This window comes from Verrucomicrobiia bacterium, assembly GCA_036268055.1.
In the GTDB taxonomy this organism is placed as follows: Bacteria; Verrucomicrobiota; Verrucomicrobiia; order Limisphaerales; family Pedosphaeraceae; genus DATAUW01.
Genome location: DATAUW010000036.1, coordinates 16,820 through 42,777, shown reverse-complemented (window position 1 = coordinate 42,777; position 25,958 = coordinate 16,820). Strand labels below are relative to the sequence as shown.

The window sequence follows — 25,958 nt, the reverse complement described above, 5'->3', positions numbered from 1 at the left end:
GACTTAGCTCAATTCGCGATCTTCAAATAACATCACCGCCACCGCCAGCAGCGCGCCGACGTAACAGACGACATAGCCAAACGCCTTGCCCACATAACCCCAATAATACAGGTGCTTGCCCGTTTCCAAAGCGTCGGCCAGCCAGAAAAGTTGCCAATTCGGCGTGATGGTGTAAAGCAGAGAAGCCCACCACGACCCAGCCAGCGCCTTTTCGCTGAAGAGGTATTGCGACATCAATCCCAGCAAAAACAGCGCGGAACAGACCGCCAGCGTCGGAATCGTGTCCAGCCGCGTGGAACAGGCCAATGCGAGCCCAGCGAGAATCCAAAGCGCGAACAGAATCAAAATCGCCGCCGGTACCAGCCGCCAGTCCACGCCTTTGGCAAATTCCTGCACTTCGCCTTTATTATTGAAAAAGCTGATGACCACGAACGCCACCGTGACCATGAACACCACGCAGAACGTCGCATCCGACATGAAGGTCCGGCGCAGAAAGAAATTGCTGAAACCGCCCATCAAATAAGCCACCACCAGCGCCACCGCGAAAATTCCCAGAGCCAGCGTATCCGTCGAGCCATAGGCATCGAACGCCATGCGGCTGGCGAGTAGCGCGACGATGAGATTGACGTAAGTGATCAGCGTCAGGGCCATCATCAGGCCGACATATTTCGCCAGCAAGAATTGAGTGCGGCCAACCGGCTTGGACAAAACCGCCAAAGCCGTGCCCGAGCGGATTTCCCGCGCCAGCGAGGACGATGCGCTCAAAACCGCGCTGAACAATCCCGCCAGCAGCATGACGGCGAGCACGCTGTTTTTCACGAGCTTGGGTTCATCACCGAAGGCGAAGTAGAAAGGCGTGGCCAGGAAAATCTCGAACACCGCCGAACAGGTCATCAGCAACAGGAATACTGGTTGCCGCACCAGTTCCATGAACGCGTTATTCGCGATGGTAATAAATTGTCGCATTGACTAGTCCAAAGGTCGGACAGCTTATCAATCAGACTCCTGATTGCAAAGGCTTATTCCAGACCTTTTGATTGTTAAAGGACGAAGCTAACGCAAAAAATTCCGCTGCGAAGTGTGCGTCTGAGAGCACACCTCGGGGAATTTTGGCTGGAAAACCAGGAATGGAGGAAAACGCCGCCCAAAAAAGTGAAAATATTTTTAAATATTTTCCCGGCGGGAACAGTCGAATCTTCCGTAGGCTAGTTAATCATAGGTGAAGGCCAGTCTCTCATGGGTGGGACTGGCCTTTTTTATGGACCGGGAGTAACTCCCCGCGTTCAGCGCATGGCTTCTTTGAACTGGCTGAGGTACATCCGGATACCACGCGTATCAATCTTCTCGACGGTGCGGTTGGGGGAGAATTCCCAATTCAGAAATTCGCTGTTCGCGTCCATGGCGGTAAGCCACCATTGGTCGTTCTCGTGTTTGAGCGGCAACTTGAGCACCGAGGCTTTTTGTCCCGGGTTCTCGACGGAAATCTCGACTATCAGGTCCGAGCCGGCGACCACACGCCCGAGCATTTTGAAATAACCATCCTTGAGCGATTGCCAGCTTGCCATGAGCTTGTCGCGGTCGGTGCCGGTCAATTTCGGGCGTTCGGCATCGTCCCAGCAGGCGAGCCATTGATTGAAATTACCATGCTGCATGGCGGTTGCGATGTTCAACGCTTCGCCTTCAGGATTGCCGGATTGCGAAGGGTCCACCGTCCAATGTGCCACTTCGACCGGGTGGTCGTAGCGCAACACGGAGAATTTAAAAACCGCCTGTTCGTAAGTCTTCGGAGCCGTGGCGCAGCCAGTCAAAAAAGCGGTTGCGGCCAAGCCCAGCACCAAACTAAAACCCCGTCCCATCGTCGCAAATTGTTTCATAGACAAAATAAATCCATCGGTTGATTGGTTAAACGTATGGATGCGACCAGCCCTCCCTCAACTAATGAAGCAAGGTGCCAAAGCATCCGATGAAAGCGAGAAAAAAATCGCCTTCAGCCAAAATAATTTCACTGCCAGACCAGTGGCTTTTGGCCGCCACGTCCCTACTAACGGCACATCACTGAAAAACCTTAATAACGCTCAGGTTACAATACGAAGAAGGCCGTCTGTCGGATGCTTTGAAGTCGTTCGTAAGTCTTTCTTGAAGCTAGGCAGGGTTTTCCCACCTACCCGGCAAATCATTGCCTCCCTATTTCGCAAGTCGCCGGAGTGCGTAGGCTCGCGGCTTCCAATTACCCAATTAAATCGGCCTTTTTCGCGATTTACGAGATTGGCACGGTTTCTGGTAAGCAAGCTTCAGTTAGTTTGTGAGTTACTTATGAAGAGCGTATTGATTATTGACGACAAAGAAGAAGTCCGGTCCGTGGTTAAGGCGACCTTGACGCAGTTCGGGTTCGCCACGCACGAAGCGAGCGACGGGCGCGAAGGCATCCAAAAGGCTCTCATGCACTTGCCCGACCTGATCCTTTGCGACGTCAACATGAATGGCATGGACGGCTTCCGCACCATCGAGGCCATCCGCGAATTGTCGCTCTTTGCCGCTACGCCCATCATATTAATGACCGGCTCGGTCGGCCATGAAGGTTTTCGCCGTGGGATGAATCTGGGCGCCGATGATTTTCTCCAAAAACCTTTTCAGCCCGACGATTTGATCGAAGCCGTCGTGTCACGCCTCGTGCGCAACGCCGAACTCCAGGCGCTCGCCCAAAAACGCGCTGAACGCCTGCGCGATGAAGCCGTTCTGCAAATTTCCGAAGAACTGACCGCTCCCATCAACGGTATCCTCGGCGCTGTCTCGACCCTGCGCCGTGAAGCACCCTCGCTTCAAACCGAATACGTCTTCGCCAGCGCCTGCCGCTTGAACGAATCCGTCGTCCGCCTCGGCCAAATGGCCACCGCGCACGCACACGAGTAAGTTTCGGTTTTCAACATCCGCATCCCCGATTTCGGTGGTTCAATGTGCTTGAAACCGCCTCCGCAAACCCCAAGATTCGCGCATGCGCCAGAGTCTATTGCTGCAACAAGCCGTTGCCCTTGCCATATTATTATTCCCAATCGTTGCCTTCACTGCCGATGATTCCGCCCACACCCTTCGCGGCATCGAATTTGCCCGCGTCGCCGACCGGTCGCTGAAACTCGACCTTCACCTGCCCGCCGGCACGCCGCGCGCGCCGCTCATCGTGTGGATTCACGGCGGCGCGTGGCGTGGCGGAGATCGCAATGGCGTTCCCATCGGCAAACTCGTGAATGAAGGCTACGCGATTGCCAGTGTGGATTACCGCTTGTCCACCGAAGCCCGGTTTCCCGCGCAAATCCACGACCTCAAAGCCGCCCTTCGCTTTCTTCGCGCCGAAGCCGCGCAATGGAAACTTTCCGCCGATAAAATCGTCGTCGCCGGAGATTCCGCCGGCGGCCATCTTGCCGCGCTGATGGGCGTCTCCAGTGGCGATACCAATCTCGAAGGCACCGTGGGAACGCATCTCGACCAAAGCTCGGCCGCCCAAGGCATCATGAGCTTTTACGGCGGCTCCGACCTCACGACGATTCTCGATCAATCCACGCCGCACGGCCTCGAAACCCGCGTTCCCGCCCTCGATCTGCTCCTCGGTGGTCAGCCCAAAAACGTCCCCGAAATCGCGCGCCAAGCGAGCCCGGTTTTTTACGTCAACGCCCATTCGCCGCCCCTACTCTTGCTGCACGGCGATCAAGACCCGCAAATGCCCGTCAACCAGGCGCTCGAATTTGAAGGCTTTTATGAAAAGGCGCACGCCCCGGTGCAACTCGTCATCGTCCACGGCGCCGGCCACGGCGGCGGCGCATTTTACGATTCCGAACGCATGGGAATCGTAAAAAATTTTCTAAAACAAAATTTCCCCTGAAGCCTCTGCTGTAGCGGCGGTCTATGACCGTCGAATCTTTTCCTAACGGACCGCGGAACTATGTCCCGCAGCAAGGTCCATACGGTCAAGCCGCTTTCGGCTCAGCCTAATGCGGCAATCTTCTTTGCGCATTGCTGCGGATCACAGATCCGCGATCCATTCAGAAAGATTTTTACATGCCCCGGACCCTCCGTGTTTAGTCCGTGTTCCATCCGTGGCTGAAAAATTTTTCCCCTCGACTTGCATCAAACCCATTCTGCGGCTAGATGATAGGGGGTTCGCGCATGAGCACACTCGTCAAAATCTGCGGCATCACCAATCCTGCCGATGGCCTCGAAGCCGTCGCCGCGGGGGCCGATGCCATTGGCCTGATGTTTTACGAGGCCAGCCCGCGCCACATCACCCTCGCTGCCGCCACAAAAATCGTCCGCGAATTGCCGCCGAGTATTTTTCGCGTCGGCGTCTTCGTCAACGCCTCCGAAGACCACGTTCACCGCGCGATCAAGGAATGCAACCTCCACATGGTTCAATTTCACGGTGACGAATCGCCTGAATTCTGCCGCCAGTTTCCCGTCATGACGATCAAGGCGTTTCGCATCCAGGACGCCGATTCTCTCCTCGCGTTGCGCAGTTACCCCACCGACGCCTGGCTGCTCGATGCCTTCACCAACGACAAACTCGGCGGCACCGGCGCTCGCTTCGATTGGGATCTTGCCGTTGAAGCGCAAAAGATGGGACGCCCAATTTTTCTCGCCGGCGGGTTGACGTCGGAAAACGTGGCTGAAGCCGTCCGCAAAGTGCGGCCCTACGCTGTGGATGTCTCCAGCGGCGTCGAATCCGCGCCCGGCAAAAAAGACCCCGCGAAGATGCGCGCTTTCGTGCAGGCCGCCAAAAGCGTCTAACGCTTTAGCCTTCCTTCAAAATCGCCAGGAATTGTTTCACCGCCGGCGAAAGCACTTTGTTCTTTTTATAAATCGCCGCGAGCGGACGATAAAATTCGCCATCTTCGAGTTGCACTTGCACCAACGTCTGCTTGGCGACTTCCTGGAGAATCGTGCCTTGCGGAACCACGGAAACACCGGCGTCAATTTCCACCGCGCGCTTCACGGTTTCGATATTATCGAATTCCATCACGTGCATCACTTCGACGTTGCTCTCCTTGAGGATGCGGTCGAGCGCCTTGCGCGTGGGGATGTCCGGCTCGAAGCCGATAAATTTTTGCCCGGCGAGCGCTTTCAGTTTCACACTCTTCATCTTCGCGAACGGATGCTGCGGATGGCAGATCAGGACGAGCGGATCTTTGCGCAGCGAAACAGTTTCAAGCTTGCTCTCGCGCGTGGGATACGCCACGAGGCCGAGGTCCACGACGTTGCTGAGCACATCATCATACACCTGGTTGGCGCGGCGATATTCCACGTGGACATTCACGGTGGGATAGCTCTTGAGAAATTTTTTGATATACGGCGGAAGATCGTGCAGGCCGATGCTGTAAATCGTCGCCACGCGGATCGTGCCGGAGATGATGTCTTTTATCTCCTGCAATTTGCTGTGCAGGGAATCATGCGTCTGGATGATCTGCTTGCTGAAATCGTAAAGCACCTGGCCTTCGCGCGTGAGGCGGAATTTCTTTTTGCTGCGTTCGATAAGCAGGGATTTGAACTGGCGTTCCAACGAACTGATCTGCTGGCTGACGGCGGACTGAGTTACATTATTGATTTGGGCGGCTTTGGTAAAACTTTCGGTTTCCGCAAGGTCGCAGAACACTTTGAGACTCTCTATTTGCATATTAGTTACTGTAATTAAAACGAGGACACATCATTCATGAGGATACATCATCCGTCAACCGGCGCAGGCTCGCCGGAGGTCAACGCTTGCTTGACCTTAACGAGTAACTCGCGGCTCGTAAATGGTTTTTGAAGATACGAGATGGAATCGGGTTGCTCATTCACGGGACGAACGTAACCACTCGAACAAATAATCCGCGTGAACGGAGCCACGCGTCGCACTTGCTCCACCAATTCGCGCCCGCTCATGTTCGGCATGACCAAATCCGTGATGAGCAAATCAATCTGCTGGTTCTGCGAAAAAATTTCGAGCGCCTTCAATCCGCTGTTCGCCGCCAGCACGCGGTAACCGTAATGCGAAAGGATTGCCTGTCCCATCGTGAGCACGAGATCCTCATCATCCACGATCAAAATAGTTTCGGTGCCATTGAGATCGCCCGTGCCGGCGGAACTGTCGGCGACAAATTTTTTATCGGAAGGCAAATACACGCGCACCGATGTGCCCACGCCCGGCTGGCTGGAAACCGCCACCCCGCCGCCGTGGTTCGTCACGATCCCGTACACCCACGCCAGCCCGAGCCCGCGATGCTTCGTGCCGCGCTTGGTCGTGAAAAACGGCTCGAAGATGCGCGGCAAAATCTCGGCCTCGATGCCCGCGCCGTTGTCCGTGATCTCGGCGCAGATGTACGTGCCGGCGGCGAGTTGCGCGTTGCGGTCCTGCGTGGGCTGGGTGAGTTCGAGATTTTTTGTCTGGATGATGATGCGGCCACCGGGCCCGAGCGATTCGATCGCATTCTCCATAATCTTCACGAGCGCCTGCTGCATCTTGGCCTCGTCAAATTTCGCCGTGTGCAATTTCCGCTCAAGTTGCAGCGCCCACGAAACTTCCTTTTCCTGTTTCGCGCTTTGGAACATTTCCACATTCCGCTGCAAAAGCTGGTTGAGATTTCCCGATTGCTGGACGCGCGTTTCTTTTTCGTTGCGACTGAATGCGCCAAGGTCATTGGCAATTTCGGCAGCCTTCGCAGCGGACTTCTCGACTTCCATGAGCGATTGCCGCCACGGATTGTTCGGCTCCATTTTGCTCAACACCAGCGACGTGTGGCCGAGGATGCTCGTGAGCGCATTGTTAAAATCCAGCGAAACGGTCCGCGCCAGTTGCAGCGCGCAATCGAGTTTTTGTTTGTGCGCCTGCCCGGCATCCATCGCGGCAGTTTTGTTTTCTGCGGCGGCCTTGTCGGGAAGCAACTGGATGAGAAAAAAGTTTTGTTCGCCCTCCGCCAGCGTGGCGATGCACGCGAGATATGCCACACTCACTCCGGCAACACCGCGCAATTTCATCCTCGCAGTGGGACTGGGAGCAGCCTGCCAGAAACTCAAAAAATGGGCGGGCGTGTTCGCATTATCCTCGGCCCAGATGGCCGCGAGCGAATTCGCCGTGCCCGTGATATTGGAACCAAACACCTCCGCCGCCATGGCATTAGCGCTATGAATCGTGCGAGCGCCGTCCACCAGCAGCACAGGCCAGCTCGCGTTTTGCAGTCCGAGTACTACGTCTGACTTCATTACAAATTGTTTCGCAAAGGCACAAACTAACCAATCAGAGCATTTTCTCAACCCGGAACATCAAGAAATGCGGCGGGAAGCAATTCGGCGACGGTAAATTCCTTTATTTTGCGCGGCGCGGCGCTATCCGCCGTCCAAACCACCGCTTTGGAAGCGTATTCCGCCAGCAACTGCCGGCACGCGCCACAAGGCATCGGCCCCTTCATGCGCGCCACGACCGCAATGGCCACGAAATTTTTGCGCCCCTCAGTCAACGCCTTGAAAAGCGCGATGCGTTCAGCGCAGCAAGTGAGCCCGTAACTCGCGCTCTCCACGTTAGCGCCGGTGATGATTTCGCCATCGGCCGTTAGCAACGCCGCGCCGACCTTGAATTTTGAATAAGGCGCAACCGCTCGTTCGCGCGCCTTCACGGCTTCCATCACCAATTCTAATTTACGCTCTTTCACCATATATTTCAGCAAAACTTTCTAAAAGTTGCGCCGCGGAATGCTTGACGCGCTCCGCCGTTTCGAGGACTTCCGCATGAGACAATGTTTCCCCACCCCGGCCCGCGGCCAGATTGGTGATACAAGACATCCCGGCCACGTTCAAGCCGCATTGCCGTGCGACGATGGTCTCCGGCACTGTGCTCATGCCCACGGCATCGGCGCCCAGCCGCGCGAATGCACGAATCTCAGCGGGCGTTTCGTAACTCGGCCCGGACACCGCCAGGTAAACGCCCTTGCGCAATTTTAACTTACACGCTTTTCCCGCCGCGTGCAGAACCCGGCTAAGTTGATCATCATAAGCGCGGGTGAGATCCACAAACCGCGGACCTTTAGGCAGCGCCGGCCCGCGCAACGGACTCATGCCCATAAAATTGATATGATCCGTCAGCACCATGAAATCGCCCGGACGAAAATTGCGATTCACACCGCCCGCAGCATTCGTGAGCAATACGTCCTTGATGCCAAATTCAGCCAGCACCCGCATCGCAAACGTGACCTGCTCCATCGGATGCCCCTCGTAATAATGAGCGCGCCCGCTGAGCACAGCGACCGGCGTGCCGCCGAGCTGCCCCAGCACCAGCTTGCCTGCATGCCCGCTGACGCCCACCGGCGGAAAACCCGATAATTTTTCATAACCGATTTCGCGATCCACCGTGAGTTTGGAAATCGCCTGTTGAAAACCGCTGCCAAGGACGATGGCAAGCGAGGGTTTGAGTTTCGTGAGCTTGCTGATTTGGCGGGCGGTCAACTCGGGATTGAATTTGGAATTCATAATCGTATCGGCAAAGCAAAGCAGAAATAAGCCTGCGGTTAAAGGCAATTTGAGGCCACCTCAAAATATCTAATACGTGTACGTGGCATGTGTTTTCCGTTATAATCTGTGTTCATTCCGTGTTTCATCAGTGGCTAACCAATCTATTTCCAGCCACGGATTGAACACGGCAGAATTCTTTATTTCCTTTCCTTTGATTTTAAATCTTCGTCTTCGGCGGTCAGAAGGATTTCCAACATTCGCTCATGCCGGTTGAGAAAATCTTTCGTTACCAGATAATGTTCTGTTTCCGTGTATTTTACCTCAGCAATACCCGCTTGCGAAAATTGGTAAATGCGCGCATTGGGATAAGAGAGCAATATCGGCGAATGGGTTGCAATAACCAACTGCGCCTTGTGATAAATCAACCTGTGCAATAACGTCAAAACGCTTAATTGCCGCTGGGGAGATAGCGCCGCTTCCGGTTCATCAAACAAATAGATTCCATCGCCCTGAAGCCGGTTCAGTAAAAGCGCAAGAAAAGCTTCGCCGTGCGATTGGTGGTGCAATGATTTTTGACCGTAGCCAGATACAACGCCCAGATCTTCAATTTGCGTCGCCAGGTTGTAAAAAGATTCGGCCCGTAAAAAATAATTATCTGTTGGACGTCCGACGCCACGCTCGACCGTGATAAATTCGTGCAATTTCGAATGCGTTTCTCGTGTGGTAAAGTTGAAATTTTTGCTGCCACCCTCAGCATTAAACCCAAGCTTCACCGCAATCGCTTCCAGCAACGTGGATTTGCCGGAACCATTTTCGCCGATAAAAAAGGTCACGGCCGGATGGAATTCCAATCGCTGAAGATGCCGAATCGCAGGGACGCAAAACGGATATTTGTCAAAATTGTCCACGCGTTCACGTTCAAGGCGAACCGCTTGAAGAAAAACCCGCTTGATTTTCGTGCCCGCTCCTTTGTCATTTGTTTTACTCATTTTTTGAAAGGACGCAGGCAGTTTTAAAATTTATCTTTGATGGCCAAAAGGAAAGTAGCTCGACAGTCTTTACTTCGACAGCTTGCAATATTTCCATCCTGCATTATCCTCGCTCGACTGAATTATGGAACTGGATAATGACCAAATCCGGCGGTACTCGCGCCACCTCATATTGCCGGAAGTCGGACTCGCCGGCCAAAAGAAAATTTGCTCGACCAGCGTGCTCTGCATCGGCGCTGGCGGCCTCGGCTCCCCCATCGGCATGTATCTCGCCGCGGCCGGCGTGGGCAAAATCGGCATCGTGGATTTTGACACGGTGGATTTTTCCAATCTCCAGCGCCAGATCATGCACGGAACCAAGGACGTCGGCCGTCCGAAGGCCGAGTCCGCGCGCGACACCATCAAGAACATCAATCCAACCTGCGAAGTCGTCATCCACAACACGCGTTTGAGCAGCGAGAACGCGCTCGAGATCATCGCGCAATACGACGTGGTGGTGGACGGCACGGATAATTTTCCAACGCGTTATCTCACCAACGACGCCTGCGTTCTTCTGAAGAAGCCGAACGTCTATGGCTCGATCTTCCGCTTTGAAGGACAGGCGAGCGTCTTCGCGCCGCACCTGGGCGGGCCGTGTTATCGCTGTCTTTATCCCGAGCCGCCGCCGCCGGGCATGGTGCCGAGTTGCGCCGAGGGCGGTGTGCTGGGCGTGCTGCCGGGAATCGTCGGCTGCATTCAGGCAACGGAAATTTTGAAACTGGCCATCGGCAAAGGCACGCCGTTGATCGGTCGCTTGCTATTGTTCAATGCGCTGGACATGAAGTTCCGCGAGTTGAAATTGCGCCGCGATCCCAAGTGCCCGATTTGCGGCGACCAGCCGACGATCAAAGAGTTGATTGATTACGAACAATTTTGCGGCATCCCCGCCGAGCCGGAAGTTCCCGTGGGCAATCCCGATGAAGTGACCGTGCAGGAAATGAAGCGCGCGATGGACGATCCCAAATCCGGCATCAAAATCCTCGACGTGCGCGACCCGGATGAATACGAGATTTCGCACATCAAAGGTGTGCCACAGATTCCGCTGGGAGAATTGCCGCAGCGCTTCACGGAACTGGACCCGAACCAACAGATTTACATCCACTGCAAAAGCGGCGTGCGCTCACTGCGCGCTTTGAATTTCCTGCGCCAGCAGGGATTCAAATATGTAAAGAGCGTGAAGGGCGGCATCAATGCCTGGGCAGATGAAATTGATCACAGCGTGCCAAGGTATTGAGCGCGTCTGGATCAAATTAATGTCGCCAACCTAACCTTTTCTAATTTGCAAGCGGATTGAAGCGCAGTGTCCAAAGTTGCGAGAGGCAATCCGCGGCGAATGGCCAGTTCCAAATAGGCCGCGTCATAAATAGTCAGTTGATGCGCTTGCGCGAGAATGCGGGTTCCATTCCATGCCTGATTGACGGTGGCCTCATCAATTTCAATAGGCAGAGTCTGGAAAAAAGAAAGATGGCTATTAACTTCAACTGAGGTGATCCGTTTTCTACGCTCGGCAATGATAAGAACATTTGCCATCTCCCAACGCCAAAGTGGCGGCACAAATGCCTTTGCGCCTTTATTCAGCCACTCCAGAGGCTTTTCCGATTCAGGTGATGTTTCATCTTCAAACACCCATGAAAGGGCGCACGAAGAATCCAAAATGAAATTCATCGCCGCCCTTCATTAACTAAATCTCTAATGCTAAGCCTGGGTTTGCCGGGAGGATTCAATATGGAACGCCGCGACTTCATTTCGGTTATCGCAGCCCGTACTTCTATAAGACTTTGGCCCTTTGCGGGAGAAAGCTTTGCGACCTCCTCCCCATGCAATGTAATAACAAACCCCTCGCCTTTTCGCGTGCGCTCAAGCAGTTCGGAAAACTTGGCTTTTGCCTCTGACGCCGCAATAATAGTGGTTTCGCTCATTTAATTTTCTCCCAATAATAATTTTAAATTGACCGGTCATTGACCAGTCTAATGAGGGTCGGCTGTTTTTGCAAGATATTTCCAACTCTCCGCTCCCGCTCCCGCTCCCGCTCAAGCCCAATAATGATAATTGATATCGGGGAATAAATTATCCAAAGACTCAATGCGCGCGAGCCACGCTTCGTCAATCCGCGTCGTGGTGATTTGTTCGTGCAAAGAAATGAACCGGAGGATGTGGTCCTTGACGCGTTTCCGGGCGTAGTCGGGACTCGTGCCGGTGCGCAGGATGAATGGCCAATCACTGGATTGCGCAAGCAAAAGTTCGCGGCCCGCCTGCTTGAGCGCGCGAAGTTTGACGCCCGTGGCATTGGGAAATTGCCGCGCCATCTGTGTCATGCGTTCCTGCGCGATGTGCAGATGCGGGTAGATCCATTCATTCGTCTCGTTGAGCCACACACCCCAATAACCTTCCGATCCCCAACTCGACGCGCTTGGCTGCGCGATTTGTTGCGTCGGCTGGCGGCCAAGATATTCGTGCGGCGTGACCAGCTTGAAAACTTTTTGGTCGTAAACTGCCTTGCGCACGAAGTAATCGAGAAACTCCGGCCCTTCGTACCACCAATGGCCGAACAACTCGGCGTCGTATGGCGAGACCAGCATCGGCGGGCGGTCCATGATGCTGGAGAGATGCTGAATCTGCCCCATGCGTGCGCTCAGAAAATGTCCCGCATGCTCCGCCGCCATGCGCAAGGCGGCATCGCGATCATAAACTTTTTTCTCCACGTTCGTGCCCGTGATGCGATGATACTTGATGCCCGTGAAACCGCGTTGCGCAAGGTCAGGCAGATACGGTTTGACGTAATCAAAATCGAGATCGAAGCCGACGTCGCGGTAGAAGTCGCGGTAATTCACATCGCCGGGATAACCTTCCTGCGTGCTCCAAACTTGCCGCGCCGAATCCAGGTCGCGCGCGAAGGCGGCGATGCAATTCGGCGTGAACACCGGCGCGAAAACGCCGTAGCGCGGGCGCGGTTTCGCGTGCAACAAACCGTGCGTGTCCATGATGAACCAGCGCAGGTTCGCTTCCTGCAAATAATTTTCCACGCCATCCACGTAGGCGCATTCGGGGAGCCAGATGCCGCGCGGATCGCAGCCGAAACACGAGCGATAATGATCACGCGCAACGAGGATTTGCGCGCGAATGCTCGGCGGATGCCCCGCGAGCAACGGCAACAACGCATGCGTCGCGGCGGACGTGATGATCTCGAGTTTGCCCTGCTCCTGAAATTTGCGGAACGCGCCGACGAGGTTGCGCCCGTAGGCCTGGTAAGTGTTGCGCGTGTTGGTGAAACGATGGTGATACATCCACGCGAGCGGGCGGTAGGCGTTGTCCCAATGCGTGCGGTGAATCTCCTTTTCCGCAAGGTCAATCAGGCCGCTGATGTGGCGGAGGTAACGCTCCTGCAAAAGCGGGTCCAGTAGCATCGAGCAAAGCGTGGGCGAAAGCGTGAGCGTGAGCCGGCTGTCCATGCCATCGCGCAACCAGCCGTCCATGGTTTGGATGAGCGGGATGTAAGTCTCGGTGATGGCCTCGAAGAGCCAGTTTTCCTCCAGGAATTTATCGTGCTCGGGATGGCGCACGAAAGGCAGATGCGCGTGAAGGATAAGGGAAAGGTAGCCTTGCATGGAAGGTTGTCGAAAATGTTTCTAAGCCATTGAATCCCGCGGTCCATCCGGCGTGCCGCTGGCATTATTCATCCAGATATTGATCTACCATGCGGGCCAGTGCTGAACTTTTTACCAGTATTGCCACGCCAATCACAAGCGGAATGGACAAATAAACGCAACGGCCCACGCTCATCGGCGTCTGGTCATGGTGCGACTTGAACCAGTAAAGCGCCAGGTCAAGAACACCCACCACCAGAAATCCAGCCGCGACGAGCCGGACGATGGTGATGGCGATGCGATTGTAAAAACTCATGCCTGCGAAGGTAGAACGGCGGCAAACAATTCGCAAGCGAGGGTTGCGCGCGCCAGTTTTCTACTTCTCCGCCGCCGCGACCGCCTCGCGAATCGTGTCCTTGAATTTTTCGATGCCCTCATCAAACGCCGCCGCGATCGGCAGCACCGGCGTCTTCCGGATCTTGCGCTTGAACACTTTCAGGTTCTCCTCCGCCACCGGCTCGTCAATTTTATTGCCCACCACCAATCGCGGCTTGTCGAGCAGCGCCGGATCGTAAAGCTCCAGTTCCTTCAGCAATTTTTTATAATCATCCCACGGCTCGCGCGCATCCGTGCCCGCCATATCAAGCAGAATCACCAAAACTTTGCAGCGCTGGATGTGCCGCAAAAACGCGTGGCCGAGCCCGACGTTATTGCTCGCCCCCTCGATCAATCCCGGCACGTCGCAAACCGTCAGCCGATGAAAATCCTTATACTCCACGATGCCGATTTGCGGATGCAGCGTCGTGAACGGATACGGCGCGATCTTGGGCCGCGCATGCGAAATCGCCGTGAGCAAAGTGGACTTGCCCGCGTTCGGATAACCCACCAAACCCACTTCCGCGATCAACCGCAACTCCAGCCGAAATTCGCCCTCGTCACCCGGCTCGCCCGGCTGCGCGAAACGCGGAGTCTGATGCCGCGCCGTCGCGAAATTGCGATTGCCCAATCCACCGCGTCCGCCTTTGCACAAAACAAATTGTTGCCCGTCCTCGGTCAAATCCGCCACCAATTCCTCGCCTTCATGCGTGGGCGCGGTGCCCTTGGTTTCGTCAGGTTCTTCCTCAAGATTGATTTCGAGCGCGCGTTCCGTGCCGGAATGGCGGATGACCGGCCGTTTCCGCACGCCGATGGTCGGCTTTTCCTCGGCTTCTTCTTCTTCCTCAGCCGGCTCCACTTCTTCGAGCGTCACCACCGCCGGTAATTTCCACACGAGCGTTCCACAAGGAACTTTGATGAGCAAATCCTTGCCCGCGTGGCCGTCCATGCCTTTGCCCATGCCCGCCTCGCCCACCTGCGCGATCAGCCGCGGCACGTAATATTGCGCGATGAGGTTATTCAAGTCGTGGTCGGCCTGCAAAATGACGTTGCCGCCGCGCCCGCCGTTGCCGCCGCTGGGACCGCCCTTGGTGATGTAGGCCTCGCGATGAAAGGCAACCGCGCCTTTGCCGCCGTGCCCCGCCCGCGCGTAAACTTTGATTTGATCTATGAACATGCTGCTTACTGAACCTTCAACGTCTCCCCCCAAATAGTCAATCTGGATTTGGGAAGTTTGCAGTTTCAAGTTTCAAGTTTTCAGTAAATAAGTTTGTCGGATCGCACAGGTCAATTTCGGTGATTTGCGAGGAGCAAGATGCGCTCGACTTATCAATCGTGCTGCTTTCACGATTCCAAACTAAAAACTTGAAACTGAAAATTTCCCCCGACTTACTCCCTAACTCCCCGTCTAATTCACATGGCTTCGCCATAAAAAAATCGCCATTGCATCACGCGTTCGCGATGCAATGGCGTTTGAAATAACCAAAGCTCTTACTTGGCTGCGCGCAAAGCTTTCGCCTTCGCCGCGCGGAACTTGTCCCAACGCGCCCGAACGGCTGCCGCCACTTTGGCGCGGCCTTCGGGGCTCAGACGATGTTTCTTGGCCACGAGATCCGTCCGCTGGGTGCGTCCGGCATTGTATTTCGACCAGCGCAGGCGCTGGGCCGCCGCGATGCGTGCGCGTCCCGCCGGAGTCAGGCTGCGGCGTTTATCGCTCATCCCGCCGTCAAGCGAGACAAAGGCCTGCGTGCCGAGCAATTCATTGAGTTCAAGCGTCAACGCCTCGATTTGTTCGCGGATGCCAACCGCCCGTTTGAGCTTTTGAATCGGTAATTCTGCCAGTGATTGCATGATCATAAGATTTATAGTTTCATTTGCGGCCTGCCCGGGATTACCCGCCGCGACTTCCATTTCGCGCTTCGTGTTACCTCCGCCAGGCCCGCCAACTTCTTTGTTATCGCACCCGCTTTTCATGTCGTAACAATCCGGCAGGCTTTCGAGTAATTACATAAGCATAACTCCGCTTCGCTTTGCTATTACATGTTCATGTAATTGCTCGTGCTAACCCCTCTGTCGAGTTACTCGCCCAAAGTGATTCCGAGTAATAGAAATAACTACAAATTTAAAGCTATGAAGCAAATCTACCTGATTACACGCCTATTGCTGTTTTCCCCGGGGAGCATACGCGCCCTCGCGTGTGCTGACGGGCGCCCTCGCCCGTCAGTCCTGCTTGAGATAGGAGAAAAAATAAAGATGTGGCCGGCGAGGGCGCCAGCCACTGCACGCGCGGGCGCGTGCACCCCCGGACAAGACTGACAGCCGTCCGCGATTGGATGGGTTGGCCGCAATTCAAAACGAGTGAATTTGCCTTTCCCGCAAAAAATTGCATTGCATTTTCACGAGTTTGAGCCATCTTGGGCGCAGCAGACATCCCGTCCATCTCAAGGCTTGGTGGATCCTCAGTTAAAAGATTTCGACGATTTATAACCCGTCGAGTCGGGAACATTCCGGGAATAAAGCCGTCACATTGAATAGAACAGCAATGACAAACAGATTATACGTAGAGAATTTGCCGCCCAGCGCCACTGAAACAAGCCTGCGCGAATTATTTTCCGCCTCCGGTTCCGTCCTCGAAGTCAAAATGATGGTTGATCCCAGCACCGGCATTTCGCGCGGGCGCGCCTTCGTGACCATGGCCACGCCGGACATCGCCGCAAGCGCCATGCGCTCCCTCCACAGCCACAGCCTGGGCGGACGCAACATCGCCGTCACCGAAGCCCGCCCGCCCGCCGAAAACCCCGTCGGCCTCATCGGCCACGGCTTCGATACCGGCATCAGCCAGAATCCCCCGCCGCGCTCCAACGGCAACCACAACGGCAAAAGCAAAAACAATCGCAACCAGCAGCAACGCCGCCGCCGTCGTTAATTCGCCACACACCCCTCAAACCCTCCGCGAATCTTCGCCTCATCCAGCTCGCGCCCGATAAAAACCAACTGGCTCTTCCGCGCCTCGTTCACATTCCAAAAACGATCCGGCTGCGCGTCGAACATCATCTGCACGCCCTGAAAAACGACCCGCTTCGGCTGCCCCTTGATATTCAACACGCCTTTGCTCCGATAAATATCCGCGCCGAGATTTTTTAACAAATCGCCCAGCCACGCTTCCAGCTTCTTCAAATCCAGCGCGCGCTCTTCCTCGATGAAAAACGATTTCACGCTCTCGTCGTGATGATGATGCTCGTGACCGTGGGCCTGTTCGTCCTCATGCGAATGCCCATGCTTATGGTCATGATCACAATGCTCGCCGCAAACATGATCGTGGTCATGCTCGTGCGTGTGTTCATGTTTCTCCTCCTTCGCCGGAAAATTCAGCGGCGCCGTCAACTCGCGCGCTTTCAAATTCAGAATCTTGCCCGGATCAATCTGCGAATTTTTCGTCCGATAAATCTGTGCCAGCGCATTCATGCCGCGAATCCGCTGCTCCACCCGCGCCAATTCCTCCGGCGATACCAAATCCATCTTGTTCAATAAAATCACGTCCGCAAACGCGATTTGCGCGCGCGGTTCCGGCCCGTCGTCCAGTTCCTTTTCCAAATGCCGCGCATCCACCACCGTCACGATGCCATCGAGCCGCAACTTGTCCTTCAACTCCGACGCCATGAACGTATGCGCCACCGGACTTGGGTCCGCCAGCCCCGTCGTCTCGATGATCACATAATCGAACCGCTTCTTGCGATTGATCAAATCATTGAGACAACGAATCAAATCCCCGCGCACGCGGCAGCACAGGCAGCCGTTGTTCAACTCCAAAATCTCCTCATCCGCGCCCACTACCAACTGATTATCAATACTCACCGCGCCAAATTCATTGATGATGATCGCGCATTTGTAGCCGTGATTTTGCGTGAGCAAATGGTTCAAAAGCGTCGTCTTGCCCGCGCCCAAATAACCCGTCAACACCGTGACCGGAATCGGTTCTTTCGTTTTCATGCCCGCTCAATCTGCCAGAACCAAAAAAATTTGCAGAACTTTTTTACGACGATCTCAACATCCTAAGCCCCGCAAGGGACGGCAGATCTTAGCCCAGCATTTTATTGCTGGGTTGCGAACCTCTCAAAACCAAGTCCCGTCAGGGACAAAAGAACTCCCCTTCCTAAAACCAAATCATACACGCTCGCCCAACACTTCTTATAAACCCCGGCTTTTCGTTTCCGCTTAGATTCCCAAAGACTCCAAGTGCTTCATCATATCATCATTTTCATAGTCCAAAAGATATTCTTTGATGTTCTGGCCCTCTCCATCCCGGCATGTCATGTCCGCACCGTTTGAAATAAACCAGCTCAGCAAATCTTTATAATTAAGCTGCGCCACTTCAAACACGACTGGTATGCCAAACTCGTTTCGGGTGTTGATGTCAAAACCTTTCGATTTTAGCCATGCCACTCCCCGCTCATCATTCTCCACCGCCTGATAATGGAGAACCGTTTCTCCAATTCCGTTTACCGCTGAGCGAAGGGAAGGGTTTGCCGCCAATAGGTCAGCGGCTTCGTTAAATTGCCTTTGCGCCACATGGTTCAGCAATTCATACCATTCAGGAGAGGCTGACATAACGGAAATCCTCACCGCACCAAGCTTCGACTGTCAACTGAAACACAAAATTGGCCTTCTGACGTTCCATTTGTGGATGTATGCTTTCGTCATGGCGCTCGTTCGCATCCTCGTTGACGGCTACAGCCTCCTGCACGGCTGGCCCGAACTCGCGCCCGGCAAGCCCCGCCATTCCGCCGCCGCGCGCGACGAACTTATTCATCACCTCACACTTTACCGCGACGCCATCCGCACCCCCATCACCGTCGTCTTCGACGGCGCGAATAACGACATCCGCCTCTCCACCGTTGAGTCCACGCCCGAAGTGGAAATTCTTTATTCACGCGCCGGCCAAACCGCCGATCAAATCATCGAACGCGTCGTCCACCGCATGAGTTCCTACGGCGAAGTCCTGGCCGTCACCGATGATTACGCCGAGCGCGACACCGTCATCGCCATGGGCGGCCTCGCTTCGAGTTGCCTGAGCTTCATCCAAAGCATCAACGCCGCCCTCGCCGAGCAACAGGACAATTTAAAAGTCTATAACCGCACCGAACGCCAGCGCTTCAAACGCCCAAAATAATTTTGCCGGCAGCATCTCGCAAAATCCCGAATTGCGATTCCCTTCCGGTTGCTGCATGATGAAAAGGCACACGACCAAACGCGCACGTGAACCTCAAACATTCAAGCCAAACAAAATTTCGTCTCTTGCAAAAAATCCTTCGCGCTGCCTTTCTCTTTTTGTTTTTGCTCACCCCGTTCATCGCAACGCCACAAACCAACCCACCCGCGCCCACCAGCCGTTTTCTATTCATCGTGGACACCAGCGCGCCGCTGCAAGCGCACGCGGCGGACATTCTCAAAGTCATCAACGATCTCCTCGTCTCCGCCGCCAACGGCCAGATTCACGCTGGCGATTCCATCGGCCTCTGGACGTTCGACCAGGACGTGCATTCCGATTTGCCGCTCCAGGTTTGGCCCGTGACCGGACAAGCCGGCATCGCACAACGCACCACCGATTTTCTCAAGCTGCAACTGGCCGACAAAACGCCGCGCCCAGCCGCTCCCCCAAGCCGAGGCAAGCCCGTCTTCGCGCCCGCGCCGCCCCCCGCGAAACCCAGCCGGCTCGACCTCGTCCTGCCCGACCTTTTCAATCTCATCCAGGTATCCGATACCATCACCGTCTTCCTCATCTCCACCGGCGATGCCCAGATGCGCGGCACGCCTTTTGATTCGGAAATCAATTCGCAATATCAGCAGGACGTAAAAGACATGCGCGGAAATCGCATGCCCATCGTGACCATCCTTCAGGCGCGCGGCGGAAAAATTCTTCATTACACGCTGAACGCATTGCCGTGGCCCATCGTCATGCCTCAACCGCTGCTGGCCTTGAGCGCGCCCATAGTTGCCAGAAAAACTCCCACCCCCGCGCCACCAGTCGTTGCGAAGCCAACGCCCGCACCCACACCTGCGCTAATAATCACGGCTGCGCCAAAACCAACGCCTCCTGCCGTTACTCCACCACCAGAAGTTCCTAAAACAAACTCCCCGGCAGTCGAGCCTGCCAACGTGACTCCTCCCGCGCCCGTTCATCACGAGCAGCCACCACAAACGATTGCCAAAGTGGAAGCCGAACCAGTCCCGCCACCACACAAAGAAACTCCTCCGCCCGTCGTCATAGAGAAGCCGGAAGTTTCCATGCCCACGCCGCCGCAAACAGAAAACACCGAAAAACCTGAACTCACGCCCAAGCCAGTCGCCGCCACCCCACCGCCCGTTACGAGCCCGGGCCCAGTCGAGCGTCCAACGCCCAAACCCGTTACTATTTCTCCTGCACCCATTCCGCCCGCCGCGGCCAGTGCGGCTCTCGAACCGCAATTAGCCATTGCCTCGCCGCAAACCGCCGCCCGCCCAAAAATTCTACTCATCGCTGGCGCGGTTCTCGCGGCCATCGCAATTGCATTAATCGTCATCATCATTCTGCGTTCGCGCGAAACCGGGCCAAGTCTCATCACGCGCTCAATGGGAAATCGGAAGAAGTAAACCGCGTTTCGACGTCTCTCAAATTTTCCTTCACGCCACTTGCATCCAAACCGTCTTCAAATACGCCGGTTCATTTCGATGCACGGGAAAATCCGGCGGCTGCGGAAAATATTGTTGCCGCAAAATTTTTCTCCCCTTTGCCCGCACACTAGCGGTGATCATTTCCAGGAATTTTTCCGGCTCCAGCCGCGCCGCATTCGTTGAAGCAAATAATACTCCGCCAGGTTTCAAAACCAGCAGCGCCGCATCCACCAATCGCCCGTAATCTTTTTCCGCCTGAAACGCGCCCGCTTCCTTCGATTGCGAAAACGTCGGCGGATCGAGCACCACGGCGTCATAAGTGCGCCCCTTCTTTGCCAGCCGCCGCATCCAATCGAAAGCGTCGCCAAAAATAAAATCGTGCGCCGCGGCATCAAGGCCGTTGAGCGCGAAATTGCGCTTGCCCCACTCGAGATATTTTTTCGAGAGATCCAGGCTCGTCGTTCGCCCACCCGCGCGCGCCGCCACCACGGAAAAGCCGCAAGTGTAAGCAAACGTGTTCAATACTTCCGCACCCGCCGCGCCTTTTGGAAAAATCGCAAAACCATCGGTCACATAATTCACAAGCCAGCGCCGCCGGTTGTCGCGCTGGTCGAGAAAGAGGCCGACGGAATAACCCTCATTGAAACTCATCTCGAATTGCATGCCGTTTTCCGTGACCACAAAAGTGGCGGGCGCGGCTTCGCCAAAAACCAACTGCGGCGATGCCTGCGGCACGGTCGTGCGCCGTACCTGCCGCGTCAGAATTTTATGATACCCACCGCGCGAACCGTAAATTGTTTGCAGTTTTTCCAGTTCGCTCATTTGCTCCGCGGTCAAAGTTCGTTCCGACTGCGAGAGCAAATAATCGCCCAGCCGTTCGACATACCAATCAGGCCAGCCATCTGCCGCGCCGTGAATAAGGCGATAGGCGTTGGTCTCGAACTCGCCGCCATTTTCAACGAAAGCTTCGCGCAAACCTAAGCGCGAAGGCGCGTCAAAATTTTCCGGCGCGGTGAATCTCAATTCCGCGCCCGTGACCGGATGCTTGAAAATTATTTCCGCCGCATGCAAATACACACGCGCCGCGGCGGTTCCGTCATAAAGCGTATCGCCCAAAATCGGAAACCCTTCAGCAGCGGCGTGCACGCGAATTTGATGCGTACGCCCGGTGACGGGTTCCGCTTGCAGCGTGACGTGACCATTCACATCTTTTTTGACGATGGTAAAATGCGTTTCAGCGCGGTCAGCACCCGCGTGCAAGGGACGGCTCAAATATTTTTCACCGGCGCGAACGAGTGACGAAACGACCGTGCGCTTCTCGAAATTCACCGCGCGATCAGTGAGCAAAATATATTTTTTACGAATGGTGTGCTGCGTGAATTGCTCCGTGAGCGAACGATTGGCCGCAGGCGTTTTGCCGAAGACCATGACCCCAGAGGTTTCCTTGTCGAGCCGATGGATGATCGCCAGCGTGGCCCAGCGGGATTCGCGATGCTTGAGCCATTCGTAGATGCCTTCGCCCGCGAACGGGCTCGGCGCGTGCGTGTTCATCCCCGCCGGTTTGTTCACCACCAGCAAATGTTCATCCTCAAAAATCAGGCTGCGCGGCGGCAAGAGTTCCTCACCAAAAATGCCAGGCGCCTTTCCACACAATCCAAACGCCCAGCAAAAAATTCGTGATCGCGTGCGCCGTCATGGCGTCGCCCAGGCGCTTTTTATGCAGCACCAGGCCTTGATACGCCATCCCGCACAAAATTCCTGCCAGCCATTCGTAATGGCTGAAACCAAAAATCACCGCCGTAGCGATAAACGCGGTGGCATTGAAAAGGCCGAGCGGCGCCTTCTCAAAATCCGGGCGGATGATGCAGCGATAGAGGAACGAGCGATAAAAAACTTCCTCCATCGGCGGCACGATGAGCGAGGAACCGAGAATGCGTCCGACGATCATGACCCAGGCGAGCGTCGAGCCCTGGCCGAATTGCGCGTGCGGATTCCAATCGCCCGCGCCCTTGCCGATCTTGACGTAGAACGGATCAATGCCCACCCACATCACGCACACGGCGATCCCCACCACCACCGCTTCCCAACTGAACGCCCAGCGCATCTCCGGCACGAGCGGCCGCATCATCCAGACGAGATAAATGCCCACCACGGTCTTCGCCATATAAAGCCAGTAACGCGAAGCTTCGCCGAGCTGACCTTGGAATGCCGTGACTAATAAAAAAATGATAAAGGGCACGACGCGCGCGAGCGCCGGGGAGGTCTGCAACTTTTTGCGCAATGGATCCATTTGCAAAGCTAAACATCCACGGACAGTTTCCGCCAAGCCTTAAACTGACCGAACCACCTCTCCCCGACCCTCTCCCCCGCAGCGGCGGAGAGGGAGAAAAATTGCGGACGGTTCCAATATATAAGTAAGTTTTGAAACAGAAACTTGAACCAGCCGCTTGGCGCAGTTATTAATAACTCATGGCTGGCACGATTTTATTCGTGGACGACGAATCCGATTTGCGCTTCATGGTCGCCAGTTATTTTGAATGTTTCGGCATGAATATCCTCGCGGCGGGCGATGCCGATGAGGCCATGCGCGTGGCCAGCGGCGTTTCCCTGTGCGCCATCATCCTCGACGTGAATCTTCCCGGCAAAGGCAGCGGCGTGCTGTTGGATTATCTGAAACAGAACCATCCAAAGGCCCCGATCATTCTCTACACCGGGCGACAGCCGGACGATGAATTGGTCACTGAAATGCTCGCGCGCGGCGCGCAACGATACTTGCTCAAGGATGGCTCGCTGGAAAAGCTCCTCGCCACGGCGCGCGAGTTTTGCGGTTAGAGTAACTCGGCTTACACACCAGCAGCCACGGCTTCCGGCTTGGGCGCTTCGTTCAAGACTTCGCGCAACGACACCAGCAATTTTTCCGATGCAAAGGGCTTGGAAATAAAAGCGACTTCCTCGCCGCCGATGCGTTCCTGGATTTTATCGCCCGCCAGCAAACCGCTGATCGCGATGAATTTCAATTTAGGGTCCTGCTTGCGCAATTCGCGGATCGCGTTGGGGCCGTCCATCACGGGCATCATCATGTCCATGATGACCACGCCGAGGCGCGCCTTGCACTGCGGATAGAGCGCGAGCGCGTCCGCGCCGTGGATCGCGGTGATGACGTTGTAACCATAATGCGTGAGCATGTGCTTGGTGACTTCCAGCACGCCGGGCTCATCGTCCACGAGCATCACCGTCTCGCCCTTGCCGCGCAAAGCGTCCGGCGAAATCGGCGCGGGCGCGGCCTGCAAAGCGGATTCCGCCGCGGGCAAATAAACATTGAACGTAGTGCCTTTGCCAACCTGCGTTTGCAAATCCAAAAATCCGCCGTGGCTCTTGATGATGCTGATGACGGTGGACAAACCCAGTCCCGTGCCCTTGCCGATTTCCTTGGTCGTGAAAAACGGCTCAAAAATTTTCTCGATGATTTCCGGCGGGATGCCCGTGCCGCTGTCGGACGACGAGAGCAATACATATTGGATCGCTTTTGCGCCCGCGAATTTCGCCGCCTGTTCTTCGGTCAGTGCCACGTTCTTCGCGCCGAGGGCAAGTTTGCCGCCGTCCGGCATGGCGTCGCGCGCGTTGACGCACAGGTTCAAAATGATCTGATGAATCTGCGTGGCGTCGCCCATGATGGGCCAGAGGTTGTCGCCCAACTCGGTCGAAAAATCAATGGACTTGGGAAATGTCTCTTTCACGATTTTCTGCATCTCGCGCACCAGATGGCTGATCTGCAAAACGCTGCGCTCGCCCTCGTGGCCGCGCGCGAATGTCAGCACTTGCTTCACCATGTCCGAACCGCGTTTCGCGCTGGAAGACATGGTGGTGAGCATCTTGGTCGTGAATTCATCCGTGCTTTTCATCTTCATCATCTCCACGCCCATGAGGATTGGCGCGAGCACGTTGTTGAGATCATGCGCAATGCCGCCGGCGAGCGTGCCGATGCTTTCCATCCGCTGCGTGCGCAAAAATTGCAGTTCCAATTTCTTCTGCTCGGTGACATCTGTATTGATGACCAGCACGCTCTTGGGTTTGCCCGCGTCGTCGCGCACGAGCGTCCAGCGGCTTTGCACCAGCAACGCGCGGCCCGTCTTCGACGATTGTTTTAATTCGCCCGACCACTCGCCCTTCGCCAGCGCGGTTTGCAAGGCTTCGAGCAACTTCGCCTCGTCCGTCTTGAAAACATCCGTCTTCAAACTCAGCGCTTGCACCTCCGCGAAATTCCAGCCGTAGAGCGCCTCGGCGCTTTTGTTCCAATATTGCGCGCGCCAGTCGAGGTCATGCACGATGATCGCGTCACCGGCTTTATCCAGCAACGCGGCCTGTTCGCGAATCCGCGCGTCGGCCTTCGCACGTTCCTCTTCGAGCTTGCGGCGCTGGGCATACCATTCGAGCGAACGGAAAATGATCGCGTAAAGCAATGCACACGGAATCTGCGCGCCAACGATGATCATCCACGCGAACCAAATGTGCTGGACGGCAAATAATGTTTGTGCGGCCAGCAGGACAACCAGCGTCCCGATGGCTGCCGCGCCGGTGGCGACGACCGGGCGAAAGCTCAGCAAGCCAAAGCCAAAAACGATTCCGACGATCAATAAAATTCCCGCCTCTACGGTCAGCGAAGGCCGGGTCAGCCAATCCCGCCGCAGAAGATTCAAAAATTCCGTCGCATGGATTTCCACCATCGGCATTTTGGTGAAATGCCAGCCGAAGGTTGAGAACGGGCTGCGCATCTCATCGCGAACTTCCGACCATTCGCCCGTCTTTGGCCGCGCGCCGACGAAAACGATCTTATCCTTGAAGAAGCCCGGCGGCATGGTGAACGCCTCGGAAAAACTTACTCCGGGAATGGCTTCGCCCGGGCGGCCATAATAATAAATCCAACGGTCGCCGCTATAACGCGACGCGGCCTTGGCGACCGGCAGGCCGAGCATTTGTGCCGTGACCATGCTGAGGCTTTCGGGAACATTGCCGCGTTCTTCCTTGACGATGCGGGCGAGATCGTCCGATGAAAGTTCTTTGAAATGTTTGCGGATGACGAAATCCTGGTCGGGCGTCAACTGCACCAATCCCAATCCGGCGGCGGCCTTGCGGAACGGCTCGTACGGGAACGTCAAAATCTTGTCCATCGCGCGGGTGGTGAGCAGGGTGGACGCGGTGTTCATAAAAGGCCGCACGTTGTCTTCGTCCGAACGATTGTAGTCCACGCCGAGCACCACATGGCCGTTGGCGCGAAGTGCTTCGGTAAATTTTGCGTCGGAAGCCAGCCGATCCTGCGGGCCCGGATCGCTGAAAATGATGTCCATGACCACGGCTTTAGCCTGGTCCTGTTTCATGCGATTCAACAGGTCCGCCTGGAACTTGCGGTCCAGCGATTGATTCTGCGGCTGGTCCAAATCCTTGAACGATTTTTCGTCAATAAAAACAATGACGACGCCGGAAGATTTGACGTCAGGACTCGCGAACAAACCGAGATCGAAGGAATAATTGTAACTCATCCATTCGAGGGAATGGGCGAAGGGTCCTGTCGAAACGAGCAAATGCAGGCCGAGCGCAAAAACCAGCATTGCGCTTAATCCGCCGCCGAGCCAATAGCCCCAGGATTTATTTTTCAGATTCATCCAGATGAGCGGTGGCATCGAGCGGCCGCGCGTCGGCAAGGATATTCTCCGCGAAGGGATTTGCAAGGGGCTTGAATAAAGTGGATTTGAACGCTGAGCGGCTCCAACTGCGCAACAGCGACGCGGGGACGGCGGCGGAGTGCATGAAATGGCCAACCTCTTTCGGCGCGGCGTTCACGCAAAATTTAAACCAC

27 protein-coding genes are annotated in these 25,958 nt (G+C 55.5%); 8 read left to right on the top strand and 19 right to left on the bottom strand.

Translation table 11 applies throughout. The features are described 5' to 3' along the window. Window positions 1-3: 3 nt before the first annotated feature. Both VH413_18455 and VH413_18450 read right to left on the bottom strand, forming a co-directional pair. Window positions 4-966, bottom strand: a complete 963-nt coding sequence (locus VH413_18455; protein HEX3800682.1) for a hypothetical protein — start codon at window positions 964-966, stop codon at window positions 4-6. A gap of 317 nt (window positions 967-1,283) precedes the next feature. Continuing rightward, entirely contained in the window at window positions 1,284-1,874 is a 591-nt protein-coding gene (locus VH413_18450; protein HEX3800681.1) for a hypothetical protein, read from the bottom strand. A 439-nt stretch (window positions 1,875-2,313) separates the two neighbouring features. Here VH413_18450 and VH413_18445 point away from each other — a divergent pair, with 439 nt between their 5' ends. The 3 genes from VH413_18445 (at window position 2,314) to VH413_18435 (ending at window position 4,776) form a co-directional block, all read left to right on the top strand. Continuing rightward, entirely contained in the window at window positions 2,314-2,910 is a 597-nt protein-coding gene (locus tag VH413_18445; protein HEX3800680.1) for a response regulator, read from the top strand. An 82-nt stretch (window positions 2,911-2,992) separates the two neighbouring features. Beyond that, window positions 2,993-3,874, top strand: a complete 882-nt coding sequence (locus tag VH413_18440) for an alpha/beta hydrolase (protein ID HEX3800679.1) — start codon at window positions 2,993-2,995, stop codon at window positions 3,872-3,874. Window positions 3,875-4,158: 284 nt separating this feature from the next. After that, window positions 4,159-4,776: a phosphoribosylanthranilate isomerase gene (locus VH413_18435; protein ID HEX3800678.1), complete on the top strand. Its 618-nt coding sequence runs from the start codon at window positions 4,159-4,161 to the stop codon at window positions 4,774-4,776. Window positions 4,777-4,780: 4 nt separating this feature from the next. Here the strand turns inward: VH413_18435 and VH413_18430 are convergent, their stop codons facing one another. From VH413_18430 to VH413_18410, 5 genes are all read right to left on the bottom strand, one after another. Continuing rightward, entirely contained in the window at window positions 4,781-5,659 is an 879-nt protein-coding gene (locus VH413_18430) for a LysR family transcriptional regulator (GenBank protein ID HEX3800677.1), read from the bottom strand. 47 nt (window positions 5,660-5,706) lie between these two features. Then, the gene (locus VH413_18425; GenBank protein ID HEX3800676.1) at window positions 5,707-7,224 is read right to left on the bottom strand and encodes an ATP-binding protein; all 1,518 of its coding nucleotides are present in this window, start codon (window positions 7,222-7,224) and stop codon (window positions 5,707-5,709) included. Window positions 7,225-7,271: 47 nt separating this feature from the next. Then, the gene (locus tag VH413_18420) at window positions 7,272-7,673 is read right to left on the bottom strand and encodes a cytidine deaminase (protein ID HEX3800675.1); all 402 of its coding nucleotides are present in this window, start codon (window positions 7,671-7,673) and stop codon (window positions 7,272-7,274) included. Next, window positions 7,657-8,484 carry a purine-nucleoside phosphorylase gene (locus VH413_18415; protein ID HEX3800674.1) on the bottom strand — a complete coding sequence of 276 codons (828 nt, stop codon included), beginning with the start codon at window positions 8,482-8,484 and terminating at the stop codon, window positions 7,657-7,659. Before VH413_18415 ends, VH413_18420 begins: the two co-directional genes overlap by 17 nt. Before the next feature lie 179 nt (window positions 8,485-8,663). Then, window positions 8,664-9,455 carry an AAA family ATPase gene (locus VH413_18410; protein HEX3800673.1) on the bottom strand — a complete coding sequence of 264 codons (792 nt, stop codon included), beginning with the start codon at window positions 9,453-9,455 and terminating at the stop codon, window positions 8,664-8,666. Between the two features lie 124 nt (window positions 9,456-9,579). On the opposite strand from VH413_18410, the gene moeB reads away from it, so the two are divergent. After that, window positions 9,580-10,728 carry a molybdopterin-synthase adenylyltransferase MoeB gene (moeB, locus tag VH413_18405; GenBank protein ID HEX3800672.1) on the top strand — a complete coding sequence of 383 codons (1,149 nt, stop codon included), beginning with the start codon at window positions 9,580-9,582 and terminating at the stop codon, window positions 10,726-10,728. 11 nt (window positions 10,729-10,739) lie between these two features. On the opposite strand, the gene VH413_18400 is transcribed toward moeB, so the two are convergent. The 6 genes from VH413_18400 to VH413_18375 form a co-directional block, all read right to left on the bottom strand. Continuing rightward, window positions 10,740-11,159, bottom strand: coding sequence for a type II toxin-antitoxin system VapC family toxin (locus tag VH413_18400; GenBank protein ID HEX3800671.1), 420 nt, complete (start codon window positions 11,157-11,159; stop codon window positions 10,740-10,742). Beyond that, window positions 11,156-11,413, bottom strand: coding sequence for a type II toxin-antitoxin system prevent-host-death family antitoxin (locus VH413_18395; protein ID HEX3800670.1), 258 nt, complete (start codon window positions 11,411-11,413; stop codon window positions 11,156-11,158). The genes VH413_18400 and VH413_18395 overlap by 4 nt, the downstream gene beginning before the upstream one ends. A 111-nt stretch (window positions 11,414-11,524) precedes the next feature. Continuing rightward, a complete protein-coding gene (locus VH413_18390; GenBank protein ID HEX3800669.1) occupies window positions 11,525-13,099 on the bottom strand; it encodes a 1,4-alpha-glucan branching protein domain-containing protein in 1,575 nt (524 codons plus the stop codon). A gap of 64 nt (window positions 13,100-13,163) precedes the next feature. After that, the gene (locus VH413_18385) at window positions 13,164-13,394 is read right to left on the bottom strand and encodes a hypothetical protein (protein HEX3800668.1); all 231 of its coding nucleotides are present in this window, start codon (window positions 13,392-13,394) and stop codon (window positions 13,164-13,166) included. 60 nt (window positions 13,395-13,454) lie between these two features. Then, window positions 13,455-14,699 (bottom strand): GTPase ObgE, encoded by a 1,245-nt coding sequence (gene obgE, locus VH413_18380; protein ID HEX3800667.1) that lies wholly within the window; start codon window positions 14,697-14,699, stop codon window positions 13,455-13,457. A 245-nt stretch (window positions 14,700-14,944) separates the two neighbouring features. Beyond that, window positions 14,945-15,427 carry a hypothetical protein gene (locus tag VH413_18375; protein HEX3800666.1) on the bottom strand — a complete coding sequence of 161 codons (483 nt, stop codon included), beginning with the start codon at window positions 15,425-15,427 and terminating at the stop codon, window positions 14,945-14,947. 568 nt (window positions 15,428-15,995) lie between these two features. On the opposite strand from VH413_18375, the gene VH413_18370 reads away from it, so the two are divergent. After that, window positions 15,996-16,379, top strand: coding sequence for an RNA-binding protein (locus VH413_18370; protein ID HEX3800665.1), 384 nt, complete (start codon window positions 15,996-15,998; stop codon window positions 16,377-16,379). Here the strand turns inward: VH413_18370 and VH413_18365 are convergent. Beyond that, window positions 16,376-17,443: a GTP-binding protein gene (locus VH413_18365; protein ID HEX3800664.1), complete on the bottom strand. Its 1,068-nt coding sequence runs from the start codon at window positions 17,441-17,443 to the stop codon at window positions 16,376-16,378. The genes VH413_18370 and VH413_18365 overlap by 4 nt on opposite strands. Before the next feature lie 225 nt (window positions 17,444-17,668). After that, window positions 17,669-18,061, bottom strand: a complete 393-nt coding sequence (locus tag VH413_18360) for an ankyrin repeat domain-containing protein (GenBank protein HEX3800663.1) — start codon at window positions 18,059-18,061, stop codon at window positions 17,669-17,671. Window positions 18,062-18,137: 76 nt separating this feature from the next. Here VH413_18360 and VH413_18355 point away from each other — a divergent pair, with 76 nt between their 5' ends. Further along, on the top strand, window positions 18,138-18,623 hold the full coding sequence (locus VH413_18355) for an NYN domain-containing protein (protein HEX3800662.1): 486 nt from the start codon (window positions 18,138-18,140) through the stop codon (window positions 18,621-18,623). 125 nt (window positions 18,624-18,748) lie between these two features. Then, window positions 18,749-20,083: a hypothetical protein gene (locus VH413_18350; GenBank protein ID HEX3800661.1), complete on the top strand. Its 1,335-nt coding sequence runs from the start codon at window positions 18,749-18,751 to the stop codon at window positions 20,081-20,083. 30 nt (window positions 20,084-20,113) lie between these two features. Here the strand turns inward: VH413_18350 and VH413_18345 are convergent, their stop codons facing one another. Both VH413_18345 and VH413_18340 read right to left on the bottom strand, forming a co-directional pair. Then, entirely contained in the window at window positions 20,114-21,718 is a 1,605-nt protein-coding gene (locus tag VH413_18345; protein ID HEX3800660.1) for a pseudouridine synthase, read from the bottom strand. A 7-nt stretch (window positions 21,719-21,725) separates the two neighbouring features. Further along, entirely contained in the window at window positions 21,726-22,394 is a 669-nt protein-coding gene (locus VH413_18340) for a CAAX prenyl protease-related protein (GenBank protein HEX3800659.1), read from the bottom strand. Between the two features lie 179 nt (window positions 22,395-22,573). Here VH413_18340 and VH413_18335 point away from each other — a divergent pair, with 179 nt between their 5' ends. Then, on the top strand, window positions 22,574-22,936 hold the full coding sequence (locus VH413_18335; protein HEX3800658.1) for a response regulator: 363 nt from the start codon (window positions 22,574-22,576) through the stop codon (window positions 22,934-22,936). Window positions 22,937-22,947: 11 nt separating this feature from the next. Here VH413_18335 and VH413_18330 read toward each other — a convergent pair whose 3' ends face one another. After that, window positions 22,948-25,764, bottom strand: a complete 2,817-nt coding sequence (locus VH413_18330) for a CHASE2 domain-containing protein (protein HEX3800657.1) — start codon at window positions 25,762-25,764, stop codon at window positions 22,948-22,950. Further along, window positions 25,748-25,942 carry a hypothetical protein gene (locus VH413_18325; GenBank protein ID HEX3800656.1) on the bottom strand — a complete coding sequence of 65 codons (195 nt, stop codon included), beginning with the start codon at window positions 25,940-25,942 and terminating at the stop codon, window positions 25,748-25,750. The genes VH413_18330 and VH413_18325 overlap by 17 nt, the downstream gene beginning before the upstream one ends. Window positions 25,943-25,958 lie beyond the last annotated feature (16 nt).